This window comes from Pseudanabaena sp. FACHB-2040, from assembly GCF_014696715.1.
Taxonomy (GTDB): domain Bacteria; phylum Cyanobacteriota; class Cyanobacteriia; order Phormidesmidales; family Phormidesmidaceae; genus JACVSF01.
This window is the reverse complement of sequence record NZ_JACJQO010000014.1, coordinates 28,149-43,057: the sequence shown is the minus strand read 5'-3', so window position 1 is coordinate 43,057 and position 14,909 is coordinate 28,149. Positions and strand designations below refer to the sequence as shown.

Below are 14,909 nucleotides of genomic sequence, written 5' to 3'. Positions count from 1 at the left end.
TCCAGGTCGTACTACAGTCCAATTCTTCATACTGCTAATCGGGTCGAGCCTATTCAGCAGCGGTTGAGTTCGACTCTAACCATAGGGCATCTGGTAACTCGTTTGTGCCTGGATGCAGCCCTATATGAACCGCTGCCCTAAAGCTAATGAACGAGTTGTCTTACAGATTTCCCCCATACCTGGAGGAGAATTGATTAATCAAGTTCACTGCATTCTGAATTTCTTCTACTGATCCACATAGACCGGTATTTTTGTGAGAGAGTTTTCCATCCTGTCTTCGTCTGTGAATCAAATTTAAGGTGATGACAACGGAGACACTCATTGAACCTGTATAGATGCTTTCTGTACCTTGGGTAGCGCCTATAATTTCATCAAGCGGGTACTGAGTTGTAGGAAACCAAAGTAGAAACTGGGATTTGATAGTCAGACGGTTCTCGTTCTGATCAAGCGTTAGAGAGATTTTCGGCGGAAACCGGAACTCATAGCCAAACAGGCCAATAGCAGCAAGAGACAAAAGCAATACTCCCAAGTAAGGAATAGCGCCGAAGGCAACCGCAAACCAATATTCACCCTGTTGTTTTTGTCTTGACTCAGCCAGCAGACAATGAATTAATAGCCAGCCAGCAGAAACAGCGACAAATAAGGCTACAGGCTCTGTGTGCCCCAAACGTTCCTGCATTTTAGTGAAACACAGGGTGACTAGAAAATTCACGCAGACGGCTAGCCAAACCAGATCAAAGGAAGACAGCTGTTCGCGCTGGATGATCAGGCGTTGTGGTGTTCTCTCTAAAATCTTTAGTGTCATTGCAACGGGAAGGGTTAGAGGTCACCGATCAGTGGCTAACTCAGCCTCAATTGCTGCTACGATGCGCTCAATTTTGACGGCGTAGTTTACGATTCCTACCTCTGAATCGGGGTCAACTTCCTCAGCGGCGTTGAGTGCGACAATTCTGGGCTCACCATTGATGATGGCGAAAATTGGCCCGCCTGATGAACCGCCATGGGTATCGCAGGCGTGCTCAATTACCTCTTCTTCTGTTTCACCGACAATGCTGCACCCCAAATGGGCACTAGCGGTCTCTCCCGCCGCCGCCGCCGGAAAATCACTAGAGTAAGCCACCATGATGAGCTGCTCTGTGAAAGGATCTGTTGCCAGCGCCTCAGCATCTAACCTTGACAGCCCCACTGTGCCGTATTTCTGCCCTAAAGGTTGATCTAGCTTGAGCAAAGCCCAGTCATCGGGATGGGGAGGCTGATTGCGATCGCGAAAATCCGTACCGACTAATACTGCTTCAACCTGGCCGACATCGGCCTCGCTGGCGACCTGACCGTGGATTAAGTTGGGCAAGAAAACGATTGAGCGGCTGAGCATACCAGTGTCTGGATTGAGCACGCAATGGGCATTGGTCAGCACCACCGCATCGGCAATTAAGGTGCCGGTGCAAATGTAGTTCTCTCCCTCAGCAGTGATCCCGTTGATGCGGCCAACCGCGGTCCAGGGAAACGATTGACTCGTCATTAGAACTCGGTCATCTTCATTAATCACGCCGCGTCTGCCTGCAGCGGGGTTGTCGGACTGGCTGAGTCCAGCCGGAATCTGGCTGCCAGCAGCGAGATTAAGTTCCAAGTCAGACGAGTCCTCTAACCGCACTAGGGGTGTAGGCGAAATGCCGTTCGCCTGCGCCTCGACTTGTGAAGAGCGATCCTCCAGCACATTCCCGTAAAAGACGGGTTGAAACGCTAAGACCAATACTGGATAAGCTACTTTTTTAAGTAAATTATTCATCACTTTAAGGCTGAAATAGGCCATGTATTGTCTTCTATTTCTGAAGCACGCCCACCTATTCAAAGACCCCGTAATCTTCACAGGGAATTATCTAGGTAGGCTGGTTTGTACCAAAAATATGTACGTTGAGCGGTTACTCAAGGCACACGAGCATTCCCTCTAATCTTGATTCTTGGAAAGGGCTTAGTCAGCGGAGTGAAAAGGCTCTATCCCAATGCTCAAGGATGGGGTCTAGAAGAAATGACAGGATGGTCTTTTGCCGAGTGACAATCTCGGCAGTAGCTGCCATGCCTGGGGTGATGGGCACCTCTTGCTCCTGGATGGTCGTAAAGGTTTGATCGATCTTGATGCGGGCTGGGTAGACCAGTCCCAGTTCTTGTTCTTGAATTGAGTTGGGGCTGATACTCTCGACCGTGCCCTGGAGCAGGCCGAATTCCTGGTAGGGAAAGGTTTCTAGCCTCATATCTTGCACCAAGGGTAAGAGGATGAGAAAAAGGGCGTGAAACCAATACATTGCAAGAACAATGGAAATTCTTGCCCACGCCCAAGAAGTAATTTACCAACTCCTAGAGAGCATGCCGAGTCCCTATCAACGCGAAAGCCTCAACGCCTTTCTAGCGTTGTTTCTCAAAGCCCAAGGCTCCCCTCTGCCCCAGCATAGCGAGTTGAAGTCAGCTAGTGCCCTGAGCCGCTTCCTCAATCACTACGCTTGGTCAGTGCGAGGGGTGATTCGCCAAGTGCGAGGGGCGCTTCGAGAGCAATTGCAACGGTATCGGCCCCGAGGCCGTCGTCCTCACCTGCAGGTCATCCTGGATTTGACCACGCTAGAGAAACGAGGCAAGTTTAAGGCCTTCAAGCCCTTGGTGAGTGTCTTGAACGGTAAGCGGGGAGTGCATCTGGTGGTGATGTACCTGGTAGTTGGTCCCTGGCGCATCCCTTGGAGCTTTCGCTTCTACCGTGGCAAGGAGACGGCTTCGCCTGCCCAACTGGGCCTCCAGTTGGTGCGCCAACTACCTCGCTGGCTCAAAGCAAGCTTCAAGCTCATGGTCTTAGCCGACACGGCCTTTGGCAGCGTGGAGTTCCTTAAGGGAATCAGACAACTCAGACTGCATGCCATTACGGGAGTACGTTGTGACCGTAGGCTGCGCGACAAGCGGCAACTGGTTCATCTCCACAAACCGGGGCAGCAAGTCTATCTGCAAGGTTTACCCTTCCCAGTGACGATAGCCTGGTTCTATCTCAAACGAGATGGCAAACGGCTCAAGCGTTACGTGCTCTCCACTAAAGCACTCAAAGCAGCCACCGTTGTTTGGTGGGGGCGGCATCGCTGGCAGATAGAAGGCTTCCTCATATCTTGCACCTAGAGATATGGACCTGAAATCCATGGCTCTGTAGTAAGTGCTGCTTGCGCTCAATTTCCTGCAGGAGCAGGACTACAACGAGATCTGATAAAGCGGCTTCGAGGATAACAGTGGCGGCTTGAGCCCAATCAGGCAGAGTTATCGTGCCTATCGAGAGGTAGCCCCAGTGGGCCAAGATAAAGGCAACTAAAGAGAGCACCAGCCAGCGATACATCCCAAGCAAACTCTGTTGACCAAAGCGGTGCAGGCCAAAGCGGTGCTTGGCAGTTTTGAAGAAACCCTCTATCTGCTAGCGATGTTTTCCCCACCAGACGAGGGTGCTCGCTTTGAGGGGTTTGGTGGAGAGCACATAACGCTTGAGCTTTTTGCCGTCGCGTTTGAGATAGAACCAGGCTATCGTCACCGGGAAGGGTAGACCTTGCAAATAGACCTGCTGGCCGGGCTTATGCAGATGGACCAGTTGCCTGCCATCGCTCAGCCTGCGGTCACACCGTACTCCCGTAATGGCGTGCAGCTTGAGCCGTCTAATGCCCTTGAGAAAGGTCACGGTGCCAAAGGCCGCATCGGCTAGGACTATGAGCTTGAAGCTCGCTTTGAGCCAACGGGGTAACTGGCGCACCAACCGCAGGCCCAGTTGGACAGGGGAGGGTCTCTCCTTGCCACGGTAGAGGCGGAAGCTCCACGGGATGCGCCAGGGACCAACTACCAGGTACATCACCACCAGATGCACTCCCCGCTTACCGTTCAAGACACTCACCAAGGGCTTGAAGGCCTTAAACTTGCCTCGTTTCTCTAGCGTGGTCAAATCCAGGATGACCTGCAGGTGAGGACGACGGCCTCGGGGCCGATACCGTTGCAATTGCTCTCGAAGCGCCCCTCGCACTTGGCGAATCACCCCTCGCACTGACCAAGCGTAGTGATTGAGGAAACGGCTCAGGGCGCTGGCTGACTTCAACCTACTGTGCTGGGGCAGAGGTGAGCCTTGAGCCCTGAGGAACAGTTCCAGAAAGGCATTGAGGCTCTCCCTTTGGTAGGGGCTCGGCATCGCCTCCAGGAGTTGGTAAATTAGCGCTTGGGCGTGGGCAAGAATTTCCATTGTTCTTGCAGAGTATTGGTTTCACGCCCTTTTTCTCATCCCTCTCCCCCCTGGTGCAAGATGTGAGTAATCTCAAAATGGCTCCAAGCCTACTGAGGCTTCTAACCGCTACTCACACCAGAAAAACGCTAAATATGCATCTCTTTACATAGCTTTACAATGGCGGTTCGTCCAGTCATTCCTATTGCTGGCGGGCTCGAACTTATACAGCGGTCTGGTTGTTAGGAATCTGGGCACCAAAATAGGTAAGCCACCATCAACAAGCAGCTTGTAGTACATAAGGCATACAATTAAGCAGCGACTTGAATAGGTGCTAAGGGATCAGCAGTAGTTAATAGTGAGACGCAACTTAAAGCCATTTAGGCCTCTCTTCCACAGGGCAGTCCCTATCCAAGGACTGTGCTGGTTTTCAACCCTCGTGCAGAGTGTTCAACAACACGAATTTGTCTCAATGTCATTTAATTTGGCACTGTACACCAGCCTGGAAGATCGAATTTAGCGGGATCTGCTGAGTCTGCTTGCTATCACTCGTGTTGAATCAGGCTGTATCGCCTTTGATTTATTTTTTCTAAAAAAGGAAGGGTTTCAAATTTTGTCAATAAAGGTTTATGTCAACTCAATTGCCGGACGCATTCCCTCTGCGCACAAAGGCACCATCGAGATTCGACTCATCGTAGAACTGGCCGGCCTGCCATCGGGGCAGTAGAGGCCATCTCCACCCCTCAGCCAGAACTTTTCAATTTTCTCAAAAAAGGATCGGTCCTACCTGTCGATCTCCCACGCCTCAATTCGACTAATTGATAAAGCCGGGAGCCGCTAGGTTCAATCAGCTCCCTAACCCTAATCAACATCGGAGACCGTCCCATGACCAGCCCAACCACAGCCACTATTACCCGTGATGAAGCCTAAGTTCGACAGCTCACCACCGAGCAAGCTAGCGCCATCTGCGTCAAAAACTTGGATCAAATCATGACCCCCTATAGCCCAGATGTCGTCCTCTTTGACGTCAAGGCAGTGTAATGCCCAAACTGACATCTTCTGACCTAGAAATGGTCAGTTATTCAAGCCCCTCGAATTGTTTTCTAATTACTCAGGAGACCCACGATGGCCCGTAAAATCTTTGTCAACTTACCCGTCAAAGACCTCAATCAGTCGATTGAATTCTTTACCAAGCTTGGCTTTAGCTTCAATTCTCAGTTTACCGATGAAACCGCTACCTGCATGATTGTCAGCAGAGATATCTTCGTCATGCTACTGACCCACGACAAGTTCAAAACCTTTACCCCCAAAGCCATCTGCGACACTACCCAAAGTACCGAAGTGCTGGTGTGCCTATCTTGCGACAGCCGCGACGAGGTCGATACTATAGTGCGCCAAGCGGTTAATGCCGGTGGCAAGACCTACAGCGATCCGCAAGACCACGAATTCATGTATGGCCACGGCTTTCAAGATTTAGATGGCCACAATTGGGAACTGATGTACATGAACCCCAGCGCCGTTGATGGGTAAGACCAAATCCGAACTCAGCCCCCTTAACTCAAAGCAGCAACTCATTCTTTAGCCCTAGGAGACCCCCATGAAACTGATCCCTTACCTGAATTTCAATGGTCAGTGTGAAACCGCATTTAAGTTTTACGAACAGTGCTTGGGCGGCAAAATTGGCGACATCATGACCTATGGCAAATCGCCTATGGCCGAGCAAACGCCTTCTGAATGGCACGACAAAATCATGCACGCTCAGATAACTGTGGGCGATCAAGAATTGATGGGGGGTGACAGTATGTCAGAATACTTTGAAGAACCCAAAGGTACCTCTGTGCTACTCAGCATTGAAGATGCTGGAGAGGCAGAGCGTATCTTTGAAGCCCTAGCCGAAAACGGCACCGTCAAGATGCCAATTCAGGAAACCTTTTGGGCAGCCCGCTTTGGTATGCTAGTCGATCAATTCGGCACTCCGTGGATGATTAACTGCGCTCGCATTGACTAACTCCGTGGGAGCACCCCGCTTTCGACAAAATAGTCAACTAGTGCTCGCACGCTGATGTATCATGCGGCAATTGCTGAGCGGGTTGGCCTGAGAGCACAAAGCTCAGATCCGCTCAGTCAAGCCGAGGCGTTAACGGCTAGACAACCGGCTGAGTGGACTGACGACAGGGGCCATTACTGGCCTAAGTTGACCGACTGGAAAAAGTTGAGTTTGCCAGGCGTGAACGTGATCCGGGCGATCGCCGCAAAGTATTGATCCATCCCATCCTTGAAAAATAGAGCAGGAGCTAGCACCGCTATTTGCCTCGATTAATCAGCAAATCGACTAAAACCTCTGATATCGGTTACGACGTCTCGAGTTTGCGTTTCGCAGACAACACGGTTGTTTTGAGCAGCTTGATCAATTTACACACGACGGGCGACGACTCTGTTCGCCGCCAGACCAGCGCTAACCTTAACGTCGGAAAACGTTCGTCCAAAGGTCGATAAACCACATCCTTTGCACTTAACGCCTGCATATCCGACAACACAAATGTAATGCCAGCGTTACTCGATCGCTCAAAATTCTCGAGAACTATCAAACCCTAGTCAGCCATTGATTACCAAAGTCATTCCGCGCACGAATGAAAGGGTTCCCGCTATCGGCATGGGAACCTTTCTGACCTTTGATGTGTTGCCCGATCAACCTCGCGATCAACTTCAACAGGTGATGCGCCAATTTTGGGAAGCGGGGGGGCGCATGATTGATGTCTCGCCGCTTTATGGCATGTCAGGGGTAAACGTGGGTGAGCCAGCCGCTACTCTTGGCATCACCGATGAATTGTTTATCGCCAACAAAATTTGGGCAACAGGTAAATATCTAGGGGATGACAGTCAGGCTCTGCGCCGGCTAGAACAATCGATGCAGCGGTTGTCGCGCGATCGCATCGATACTCTACAGGTTCACAGCCTGGTGAATATGGAAATGATGGTGCCGCTCTTGCGTGAATGGAAGCAAGAGGGCAAAATTCGTTACCTGGGTGTTACCCACCATGACTTGCCCTTGTATGCTAACCCGGTCACGCGCTGGATCGAGAATGGAGACTTAGACTTTGTGCAGGTTCGCTATTCCATCTTCGAGCGAGGTGTTGAAGAGAGAATTCTCCCGGCAGCAGCGGATCAAGAGACAGCCGTTCTGGTCAACATGCCGTTTGAAAAAGCCCGGTTATTTGAAGTGGTGCAGGGGCAACCCTTGCCAGAGTTTGCCCGTGACATTGGGTGTGAAAATTGGGCACAGTTTTTCTTGAAGTATGTCATCTCCCATCTGGCCGTGACTTGCGCCATTCCAGCCACCACTAATCCTGCTCATGTCGTTGAAAACTTAGGGCATTGAGGGGGCTGCCACCCGATCAGGAAATGCGATCGCGAATGGTTCAACACATGGAGAGCCTTCCAGGATTTGGCAATCTAGCTCAAATGCCTTGGTACCCCGGTAAACAATTCAATGGTCAGGTGCGTCTACCAGGGTTAGCCGCAACAGCAAATGCCAACTGCCGTTGAGACAAAGTCGAAACACAAGAAGCAATGGGGATAGATCCAAATGACTGAAACCAACGACTTAACCGTTTCCCGTATCATCAAAGCACCCCGATCAGCAATCTGGTGTGCATGGACGGATCCCAAGCAGATTGAGAAATGGTGGGCACCGGCTCCCATCCAGACGACTGTTCAAAAAATGGAAATGCATCCAGGTGGAGCTTTTAACACCGTTATGCGAATGGAAGACGGCACGGAATTCCCTGACAAGGGCTGTTTCCTTGACATCGTCGAACGCGAACGAATCGTGTTCACAGACACGCTAGAAGAGGGCTGACGTCCTTCATCAGAGCCATTTTTCACAGCCATTATTACTCTCGCCGATCATCCCGAAGGAACGGAATACACAGCCCGTGCACTTCACAAGAACAAGGCAGACCATCAAAAGCACAAAGACATGGGCTTTGAAGAGGGATGGGGCATCTGCATCGATCAACTCGGCAAGCTGGCGGAGCAATTAACGTAAACTAGACAATACATTTACTCGTTGAGAGAGTAGAGGCACAATCTGGGCATTTCACAGCAGTCTAGTTCAAGTTTATTCCGCTATTACGCAACGCTCCTTGATTAATTGCAATCGCACTACTACCAGACAAAGGCGCTTGAGTTTTCCTAAAAGAGCTATTTAAGCAGTTCACACAGTGTTGCTGTGTCCGTTATCACTGCGTCACCCGCAAACTTGAGGCTCTCAATAGAACGTTGAGCCGCTTCTTGGTTTCCACCGCTACAAGCATCCGTCACAACAACGGGAATGTAACCCAAATCAGCGGCATGGCGAGCTGTTGGTTCGATACCAACCTCTGTTGCAACACCGACAATCATCAAAGCGTTAATGCCGCAGTCGCGTAGCGCAAGATTGAGAAGGGTTCCTTCAAATGCCGACATCGCGATTTTGTCAAAGATGACCTCTGAGGAGCGGGGTTTAAGCTCTGGAATTAATTGAAAACCTGGTGCATCTCGAAGGAACCAGGGTTTGATTTCACTCACATGAGTGATCCGTTGCCATGCCATCGCTGTCCGCAGTTGAAAGACTCCAGCCACTTCAACGGGTAAAGAGAGATGACGGCTAAAAAAAACTCGAATTCCCGCATCTTGTGCAGCGTTCAGTATTTTGAGAACTTGCCTTGTAACATACTGAGTGCGTTCTGGGGGTAGCTGGCTGAGAATGCCAACTTGCATGTCGTATACGAGCAGGGCGATGCGTTGTGGCTGACAAATTTCGGATAGGGTTTGAGGAATTTCTAGCCCAAATGCCTGTTCCATCATTGTTTCTCCTGTGATGTGAGATGTTACCTTTTCTAGATACCCATCAGGTCATGAAAAAATATCTCGGTAATCGCTGACAAATTGCTCAAACGATCGCCCAGGCTCCCCCGTCACCTGTTTAACGGTTGGTAATACTTGAGCAGCTGCTCCTGTCTTGTAAAATTTGTTTAAGTTTAGAATGGCATCGACTAACACCTCTGCCATTCCAGCTTTGAGCATTCCGGCTCGGACGACCTCGTCCGGTATATTGGCATAGTGAATTGTGCGTCCCAGACACCGTGTCAAAATTTTAGCAATCTGCGAATTGGATAGCGATTCTGGCCCAGTAAGTTCATAAATTTTGCCCACATGACTATCTTCAACTAGGGTAGTTACCGCTACAGCTGCGATATCACGGACATCGATGTAACTAACAGCCGCATCGCCTAGATTCTGATAAAAAACATTTTGCGTTTTGATAGTTTGAACGTAGGCATTGCTGTAATTTTGCATAAATCCATTGGGGCACAGAATTGTCAGTGGAATTCCAGCATCCACAACCATCTGATCAATCTGTCCATGCCACCGACCTAATGTTAGAGGAGATTCTTGCCCTGCTCCCATAGCAGACAAGCGCACAATCTGTTGAATGTTGGACTGTTGTGCCGCTTTTACAACTTGTGTAGATAATTCAACCATATTTGGGACAAAAGGACTGACCCAAAAAACTTTATCGACCGTTTTAAACGCAGCACTTAAGCTGTCCAAGTTACCCATATCTAGATCGATCAGCTCTGCTCCGCTTGCAACGAGGTCTGCCGATTTCAATCGAGAGCGTACCCCAATTTTAGGCTTAACTCCTGTTGCCAGTAGTTGATGAACTACCTGGCTACCAACGTTACCCGTAGCACCGATCACCAAAATTGAGTTAAGCATCTAAAAACTTATGATGTGGAATCTTAGCGCCGATTTAAGGTATGCCATCATGGATCATTTGCCTTCAATATAGTCATTACTGGGTTGCTAAACACTTGCTCGTTAGGACAATTAGTCCTTCTTAAAAGGCTTCTGCCTCTGTCAAATAACCCACTAGCAGATACCGTAACACTGTTCCACTTTGAAGACTAGCCCATTAGAATGGAATGCATTGTCTCACCAGAGAAACAATGGGATGGTAGATCTCAATTCAATGACCATTTTTGTTCGAGTAGTTGAAATGAGCAGCTTTTCACAAGCCGCCCGACAATTAGATATTCCTAAGGCAACGGTGAGCCGCAAAGTGGCAGAGCTAGAGACAGATTTAGGGACGCCTCTTCTGCACCGCACCACACGCAAGCTGTATCTAACGGAGGCAGGGAATATATACTTTCAGCGCTGTCGTCATATTCTCGATGAAGTAGAAGACGCCAATCGAGCGATTACTTCTTTGCAAGATATACCCCAGGGAACTCTGAGAATTACAGCACCTATTGTTTTTGGAACATGTTTTTTGAGTCAATGGATTGCTGATTTCTTACAGCAGTATGAGCAGATCAGGGTAGAGGTTCTCCTCACCAATCAACTGATTGATCTAGTTTCTGAAAATATTGACATTGCATTTTCCTGGCAAACTCAGCCGTTAGCGAGTTCATCGCTAGATACCCAATCGCTCTACCGAGTGTCTTATTGGCTTTGCGCTAGCCCAAGTTATTTAGAGCAGTATGGAAAACCTAAAACTCCACAAGAACTGTCTCACCATCGCTGCATTAGGGTTTGCAGTCAACCCTTTGCAAGTCACACGACCTGGCAACTGATAGATCCTACCGGAAGGATTGAAACAGTAAATGTAATGGGTCGTTTAGTTTCCAATGATTTGATTTTGGCAAGACAAGCGGCGATCTCGGGTTCAGGAATTGCTTACTTACCCAACTCACTCCTTGGTGAACCGATTAAGCTCGGACAACTCGACCGCGTTTTAACAGATTGGGCATTTCGAGAAGGCACACTGTGCCTGCGTCGGCTCAACCTATCACCGCTTTCCGCTAAGGTTCGCGCATTCTGTGACTTTGTAGCCGAGAAATGTTTGAAGACAAATGAGCCTGATTTGTCCTATACGCAAGCTAAAGACAGAACCGTGAATGGTTAACCCCAAAGCAAATGCAGATGTACGGATATAGATTCATGAATATAGTTGCGTAAATACAGATACATGAATGTGGATGGGTGAGCAATTTTTTAGGTATGCATGGAAGTGAAAATAAAAATGAATACACATCATCTCTCGCCGCTACTCGGGGCCACGAGTGCTCACAGATAAACCTGTTTCTCCTAAAAAAGAAGAAGAGTTGTGGATTTTGTCAATAAAGTTTATATCAGCTTATGGCTGCTTCTACTACCTTGTCTGGGAAGAAACGATATAGCCCTCCACCTGGGGATTGACTCTTGCTGCAATTTCATCCGTTGTGATTGATTCATAGCCAATCTCAACAAATAAGTTAGCCGCTGTGGCAAGAATGCGATGAAGTCGCTCCCAGCTACGAGCTTGCTGCGGTACGTGCCAGAGCGGAACTGATTGGAAATGTCTGTCATAATTTCAGGTCGTAGATTGACAAACACGAGATTTACCTCGCATTTTCAGAATACGAGGTAAATCTCGTGTTTTCGTTTTGCAGGACTTTGATGGAGCAAAGATATGAGCCAAACACTCCGAGAAGCAAAGACCCTCAATTCTCACAAATTTCACATAGACACTGTCGCCACGCCAGATCTGCCGCTGAGCAAAATTCAGCACCCAGTTGAAAGGTATGACTGTCACTCACCAAATCGTTGAGGAGCCCGATGTTGGGAAACTTTCACGTCCAGTTCTGCAGACCATCGTCGGGGGCGACCCCGGTGATGAGTTTAACCTTCATTCGTGGGCATTACTATTCAGCACTACCGAATTTTTGATCTACTGAGGTTGACCATACAAGGTAAACCCAGCCCAATACTTAGGATCGCAGGTGTTCATCCTTTCAGTGCCAGGTAGCCGCTGATGTAAGCAGTCGAGTTGAGTCTGTCGCAAGGCTTCATCGCGAGGTAATGTCTGTAAGTAGTCATAAAATTGCTTCATAAAGGCAACCGCCAATTGGTCGTAGACTTCCCAGAGATTGCCTAGGATGCTGTGGGTACCCGATCGCCATAGGGCTTCAGGCAAGCTAATCACCCAGCGACCAGGCAGCACCAAGTGATCAGCGGAAGAGCAAGCCGATAAGGTGATATGGCGCAGTCTTGTTAAGTTGAGTTGAGAGATTTCTCGTAGGCTGAGCACGCCAGGGGGTATTACCTGAGGATCGAGCACCAATCCTGATTGGTCAGCCTGGTTGTGGTGAAAGACGCCGTGACAGGCAATGTGCAGAAATGAAGTAGATTCCAAAGTTGCCAGCAAAGACTCTTTACTGACGTCAGCATCCATCAAAACTTGGGGAATGATTTTTTGCCGGGTGAGACAAGTGTATATTGACTTGATTTCGCTGCTAACCCCGGGTAGGGCAGCGAAATGTTTTGAACCTTGAGAGACCCCGACAAGCAGTGTTTGTTGCTTAGGTAAAGGCGGAGACGGAGGGTTTTCTGTTTTGAGGGATTCGTAAGCAATGCTCAACGCATAGGTCTCGATCAGGTAGCGATTTTGGTGTCTTACGACTGCAAAGGGAAAGATATGCAGGACATCATCCGGAACGATAGTCAGACGACGAATATAGTTCGGCAACCTTAGCAGCGCAGGCAGGTTAAGTTTCTCTGTTAGGGTCTGGGCAATGGTTTCGCTGGTGGGCAGCGTTTGCAGAGCTTCTTCGTCTTCTGGTTCTGGCTCTAGGCTCAGACCTCGACGGGTAGACTGAGGCTGCAATGGCTTGTACCACTGCTGGATCAGGTTACGCAGTTCTAGCCGGGTAAGAGGAACCACTGAAAAGTCGATCCAAAAGCGCCAGTTTCGCACGACGAATACCTGGTCGGGCAGCACCAGAAAGGAGAGCGTTGCTCGTCGCCAAGGCTGCTCTAGCAGTCGTCTCCAGAGGGATGGGGTTGGTACCGGGCTTGCTTCAGAATTGCTGCCTTGAAGCGTCCGCTTGACGAGGATGCCTCGGTAGCTATCGATGTGGCTGATCAGCCCATTGAGCCGCTGTAGGAGCTGCCACCCCAGGCGAGGACGCTGGTGCAGGGGCGCTGTTTGCAGTTGCTGCACCAGCTGTTGCAGGTGCACGATCTGGGTAGCGATGTATTCTTCGTCGGCAGTCCATTTATTGAGCAGAAAGATAACCTGCTGTTCGGGGGACAGGGACTGGGTCATTTGCTCTAGCAGCTGGGTCGTTGCTGCTGCCATCTTTTCCTGATCCTCGGTAGGGTGGTGCAGCTGCATTAGGCACCATCCTAGGATTCGCTGTGCCTGCCACTGTTCGGGCTTGAGACCCATGCGGGCGAGGTGCGATCGCATCTCTTCCAAAGTCACCGCTGCCCACCGAATCTGCTGCTCACCCTCCCGCTGATCCCCAGCATGAATCTGCTGCAGTCCCCGGTAGTAAGACAGCATGCCCTGTAAGGCCTTAATTTTGGCCAGAATGAGCTGGGAATCAGTGCTGACAAAGACTGCCTGAATGTGGGCTAGCAGAGTGGTGGCTCCCCCCAGATCCGACTGACTGAGATACCACTGAAACTCCAGCACCCGATCTTCAAAAAAGGTTAGGTAGTTAGGTGACTGGCTGCGGTCGAAGGTAAAGCTCTCCTCGTCTTGCAGCGAACTGGCATCGGCCTGAGTGGGCTCTGAATCTGGCGGCCCTGCCTGCAGCAAATCAGACACCGAGAAAGTACTGCCAGCGACTAAAGACTGGCTGCGGGCTTGGGCCAGCCGCTGCAACAGCGCCAGCCGGGCCTTGAGATGGGTATCTTGGGAATGCTCGATGTCGTCGGCAATGCTGATCAGATGCTCTTGGGCAAGCTGGTTCTGGTTCAGCACAATCAGCACTTGGGCCAAATTTAGGCTGGCAATGACAACTCCCCGCTGAATCTTGAGCTGGTGGCACAGGGTTAGAATCTTCTGAAAATGGTCTAACGCGTCTCCAAACACGCCTCGAAGTAGTGCCAGCTTGCCAGCCAGTGTATGCCACTGAATTTGTAGAATCCGCTCTTGCTGAGCTCCGAGTAATGGCTGCAGCACGGTTAAAACTGCCTCTGCCTCCGGCAGTAGCCCTGACTCTAAACAAGCTTGGGCAATTGCTAGCTGCAGCCAGGGTACTTGCGATCGCGCCAGCACAGGAATCGTTTGAGAGTCGCCGGGTGTGGCGTGGGTTAGCCCCCGGTTCAGCATTTCCAGGGCATCTCGGTACTGCCCCAGAGCGCTAAGCAGCCGCCCCATTTCTAGATAGAGCAAGGTGAACAGCACCGTTCGATCAGCCATATCTGTATTGGGCCAGCGACATTTACGCTCCCAGGTCAGCAGCCCCTGGGGAGTGATGTCAATCGCCTCAATAGAGCCGATGCGAGCAGCCATTTCCTCAAACAGGACAGTGGCCTGTCGCAACTGCCCCCGATCTAGCGCCAAGTGAATCCGCTTGAGAGTGGCAAAGTCAGCCCGGTGTAGGTTCTTGGCCTGCCGGCACAGAGCGACCAGGCTGACCAACACATCATCGGCTGGCTGAAAATCACCGCACAGCACTGCCAGATCTGCCAGGGATTGCAGAATCGTGAGATCGGCAGCTGTGTAGTCGCCGCCCAGGCGCTCAGCAGCAATGGCCTGATAGTCGGCATAGGCTCCTAACAGATCGCCCTGGCTGCGTTTACGCTCAGCGGCTGCGATCGCAACTTCAAGGGCCGCCTGTCGCTGATAAGCCGATTCGGTTGACATGGT

At 50.2% G+C, this 14,909-nt stretch carries 11 protein-coding genes and 3 pseudogenes; 7 read left to right on the top strand and 7 right to left on the bottom strand.

All coding sequences use genetic code 11. The features are described from left to right. Positions 1–160 precede the first annotated feature (160 nt). The 3 genes from H6G13_RS17260 to H6G13_RS17250 all read right to left on the bottom strand — a co-directional run bounded on the left by H6G13_RS17260 (position 161) and on the right by H6G13_RS17250 (position 2,249). Positions 161–805: a hypothetical protein gene (locus H6G13_RS17260; RefSeq protein ID WP_190485014.1), complete on the bottom strand. Its 645-nt coding sequence runs from the start codon at positions 803–805 to the stop codon at positions 161–163. Positions 806–826: 21 nt separating this feature from the next. Then, positions 827–1,786 carry a trypsin-like peptidase domain-containing protein gene (locus H6G13_RS17255; RefSeq protein WP_190485012.1) on the bottom strand — a complete coding sequence of 320 codons (960 nt, stop codon included), beginning with the start codon at positions 1,784–1,786 and terminating at the stop codon, positions 827–829. Between the two features lie 187 nt (positions 1,787–1,973). Then, a complete protein-coding gene (locus tag H6G13_RS17250; RefSeq protein WP_190485010.1) occupies positions 1,974–2,249 on the bottom strand; it encodes a hypothetical protein in 276 nt (91 codons plus the stop codon). A 61-nt stretch (positions 2,250–2,310) separates the two neighbouring features. On the opposite strand from H6G13_RS17250, the pseudogene H6G13_RS17245 reads away from it, so the two are divergent. Beyond that, positions 2,311–3,132 (top strand): annotated as a pseudogene (locus H6G13_RS17245) (transposase); the annotation flags it as partial. A gap of 14 nt (positions 3,133–3,146) precedes the next feature. Here the strand turns inward: H6G13_RS17245 and H6G13_RS17240 are convergent. Beyond that, positions 3,147–4,243 (bottom strand): annotated as a pseudogene (locus tag H6G13_RS17240) (transposase). A 1,104-nt stretch (positions 4,244–5,347) separates the two neighbouring features. Here H6G13_RS17240 and H6G13_RS17235 point away from each other — a divergent pair. The 5 genes and pseudogenes from H6G13_RS17235 to H6G13_RS28750 all read left to right on the top strand — a co-directional run bounded on the left by H6G13_RS17235 (position 5,348) and on the right by H6G13_RS28750 (position 8,270). Next, the gene (locus tag H6G13_RS17235; protein ID WP_190485006.1) at positions 5,348–5,752 is read left to right on the top strand and encodes a VOC family protein; all 405 of its coding nucleotides are present in this window, start codon (positions 5,348–5,350) and stop codon (positions 5,750–5,752) included. 67 nt (positions 5,753–5,819) lie between these two features. Further along, a complete protein-coding gene (locus H6G13_RS17230; RefSeq protein ID WP_190485004.1) occupies positions 5,820–6,230 on the top strand; it encodes a VOC family protein in 411 nt (136 codons plus the stop codon). 54 nt (positions 6,231–6,284) lie between these two features. After that, positions 6,285–6,485, top strand: a complete 201-nt coding sequence (locus H6G13_RS17225) for a hypothetical protein (protein WP_190485002.1) — start codon at positions 6,285–6,287, stop codon at positions 6,483–6,485. A 390-nt stretch (positions 6,486–6,875) separates the two neighbouring features. Then, positions 6,876–7,601 (top strand): aldo/keto reductase, encoded by a 726-nt coding sequence (locus tag H6G13_RS17220; RefSeq protein ID WP_199305976.1) that lies wholly within the window; start codon positions 6,876–6,878, stop codon positions 7,599–7,601. 207 nt (positions 7,602–7,808) lie between these two features. Further along, positions 7,809–8,270: pseudogene (locus H6G13_RS28750) on the top strand (SRPBCC family protein). A gap of 155 nt (positions 8,271–8,425) precedes the next feature. On the opposite strand, the gene H6G13_RS17210 reads toward H6G13_RS28750, so the two are convergent. Both H6G13_RS17210 and H6G13_RS17205 read right to left on the bottom strand, forming a co-directional pair. Continuing rightward, complete coding sequence (locus tag H6G13_RS17210; protein ID WP_242028390.1) at positions 8,426–9,070, bottom strand: cysteine hydrolase; 645 nt, start codon at positions 9,068–9,070, stop codon at positions 8,426–8,428. Between the two features lie 48 nt (positions 9,071–9,118). Beyond that, entirely contained in the window at positions 9,119–9,985 is an 867-nt protein-coding gene (locus H6G13_RS17205; RefSeq protein WP_190484999.1) for an SDR family oxidoreductase, read from the bottom strand. A 235-nt stretch (positions 9,986–10,220) separates the two neighbouring features. Between H6G13_RS17205 and H6G13_RS17200 the strand changes: the two genes are divergently transcribed. Next, on the top strand, positions 10,221–11,174 hold the full coding sequence (locus tag H6G13_RS17200; RefSeq protein ID WP_190484997.1) for a LysR family transcriptional regulator: 954 nt from the start codon (positions 10,221–10,223) through the stop codon (positions 11,172–11,174). 804 nt (positions 11,175–11,978) lie between these two features. Here H6G13_RS17200 and H6G13_RS17190 read toward each other — a convergent pair. After that, positions 11,979–14,906 carry a CHAT domain-containing protein gene (locus tag H6G13_RS17190; protein WP_190484995.1) on the bottom strand — a complete coding sequence of 976 codons (2,928 nt, stop codon included), beginning with the start codon at positions 14,904–14,906 and terminating at the stop codon, positions 11,979–11,981. Positions 14,907–14,909 lie beyond the last annotated feature (3 nt).

Coding starts and splice junctions, on each gene's coding strand:
- H6G13_RS17260 (WP_190485014.1), bottom strand. CDS start 805: ATGACACTAAAGATTTTAGAGAGAACACCACAACGCCTGATCATCCAG.
- H6G13_RS17255 (WP_190485012.1), bottom strand. CDS start 1,786: ATGAATAATTTACTTAAAAAAGTAGCTTATCCAGTATTGGTCTTAGCG.
- H6G13_RS17250 (WP_190485010.1), bottom strand. CDS start 2,249: ATGAGGCTAGAAACCTTTCCCTACCAGGAATTCGGCCTGCTCCAGGGC.
- H6G13_RS17235 (WP_190485006.1), top strand. CDS start 5,348: ATGGCCCGTAAAATCTTTGTCAACTTACCCGTCAAAGACCTCAATCAG.
- H6G13_RS17230 (WP_190485004.1), top strand. CDS start 5,820: ATGAAACTGATCCCTTACCTGAATTTCAATGGTCAGTGTGAAACCGCA.
- H6G13_RS17225 (WP_190485002.1), top strand. CDS start 6,285: ATGTATCATGCGGCAATTGCTGAGCGGGTTGGCCTGAGAGCACAAAGC.
- H6G13_RS17220 (WP_199305976.1), top strand. CDS start 6,876: ATGGGAACCTTTCTGACCTTTGATGTGTTGCCCGATCAACCTCGCGAT.
- H6G13_RS17210 (WP_242028390.1), bottom strand. CDS start 9,070: ATGATGGAACAGGCATTTGGGCTAGAAATTCCTCAAACCCTATCCGAA.
- H6G13_RS17205 (WP_190484999.1), bottom strand. CDS start 9,985: ATGCTTAACTCAATTTTGGTGATCGGTGCTACGGGTAACGTTGGTAGC.
- H6G13_RS17200 (WP_190484997.1), top strand. CDS start 10,221: ATGGTAGATCTCAATTCAATGACCATTTTTGTTCGAGTAGTTGAAATG.
- H6G13_RS17190 (WP_190484995.1), bottom strand. CDS start 14,906: ATGTCAACCGAATCGGCTTATCAGCGACAGGCGGCCCTTGAAGTTGCG.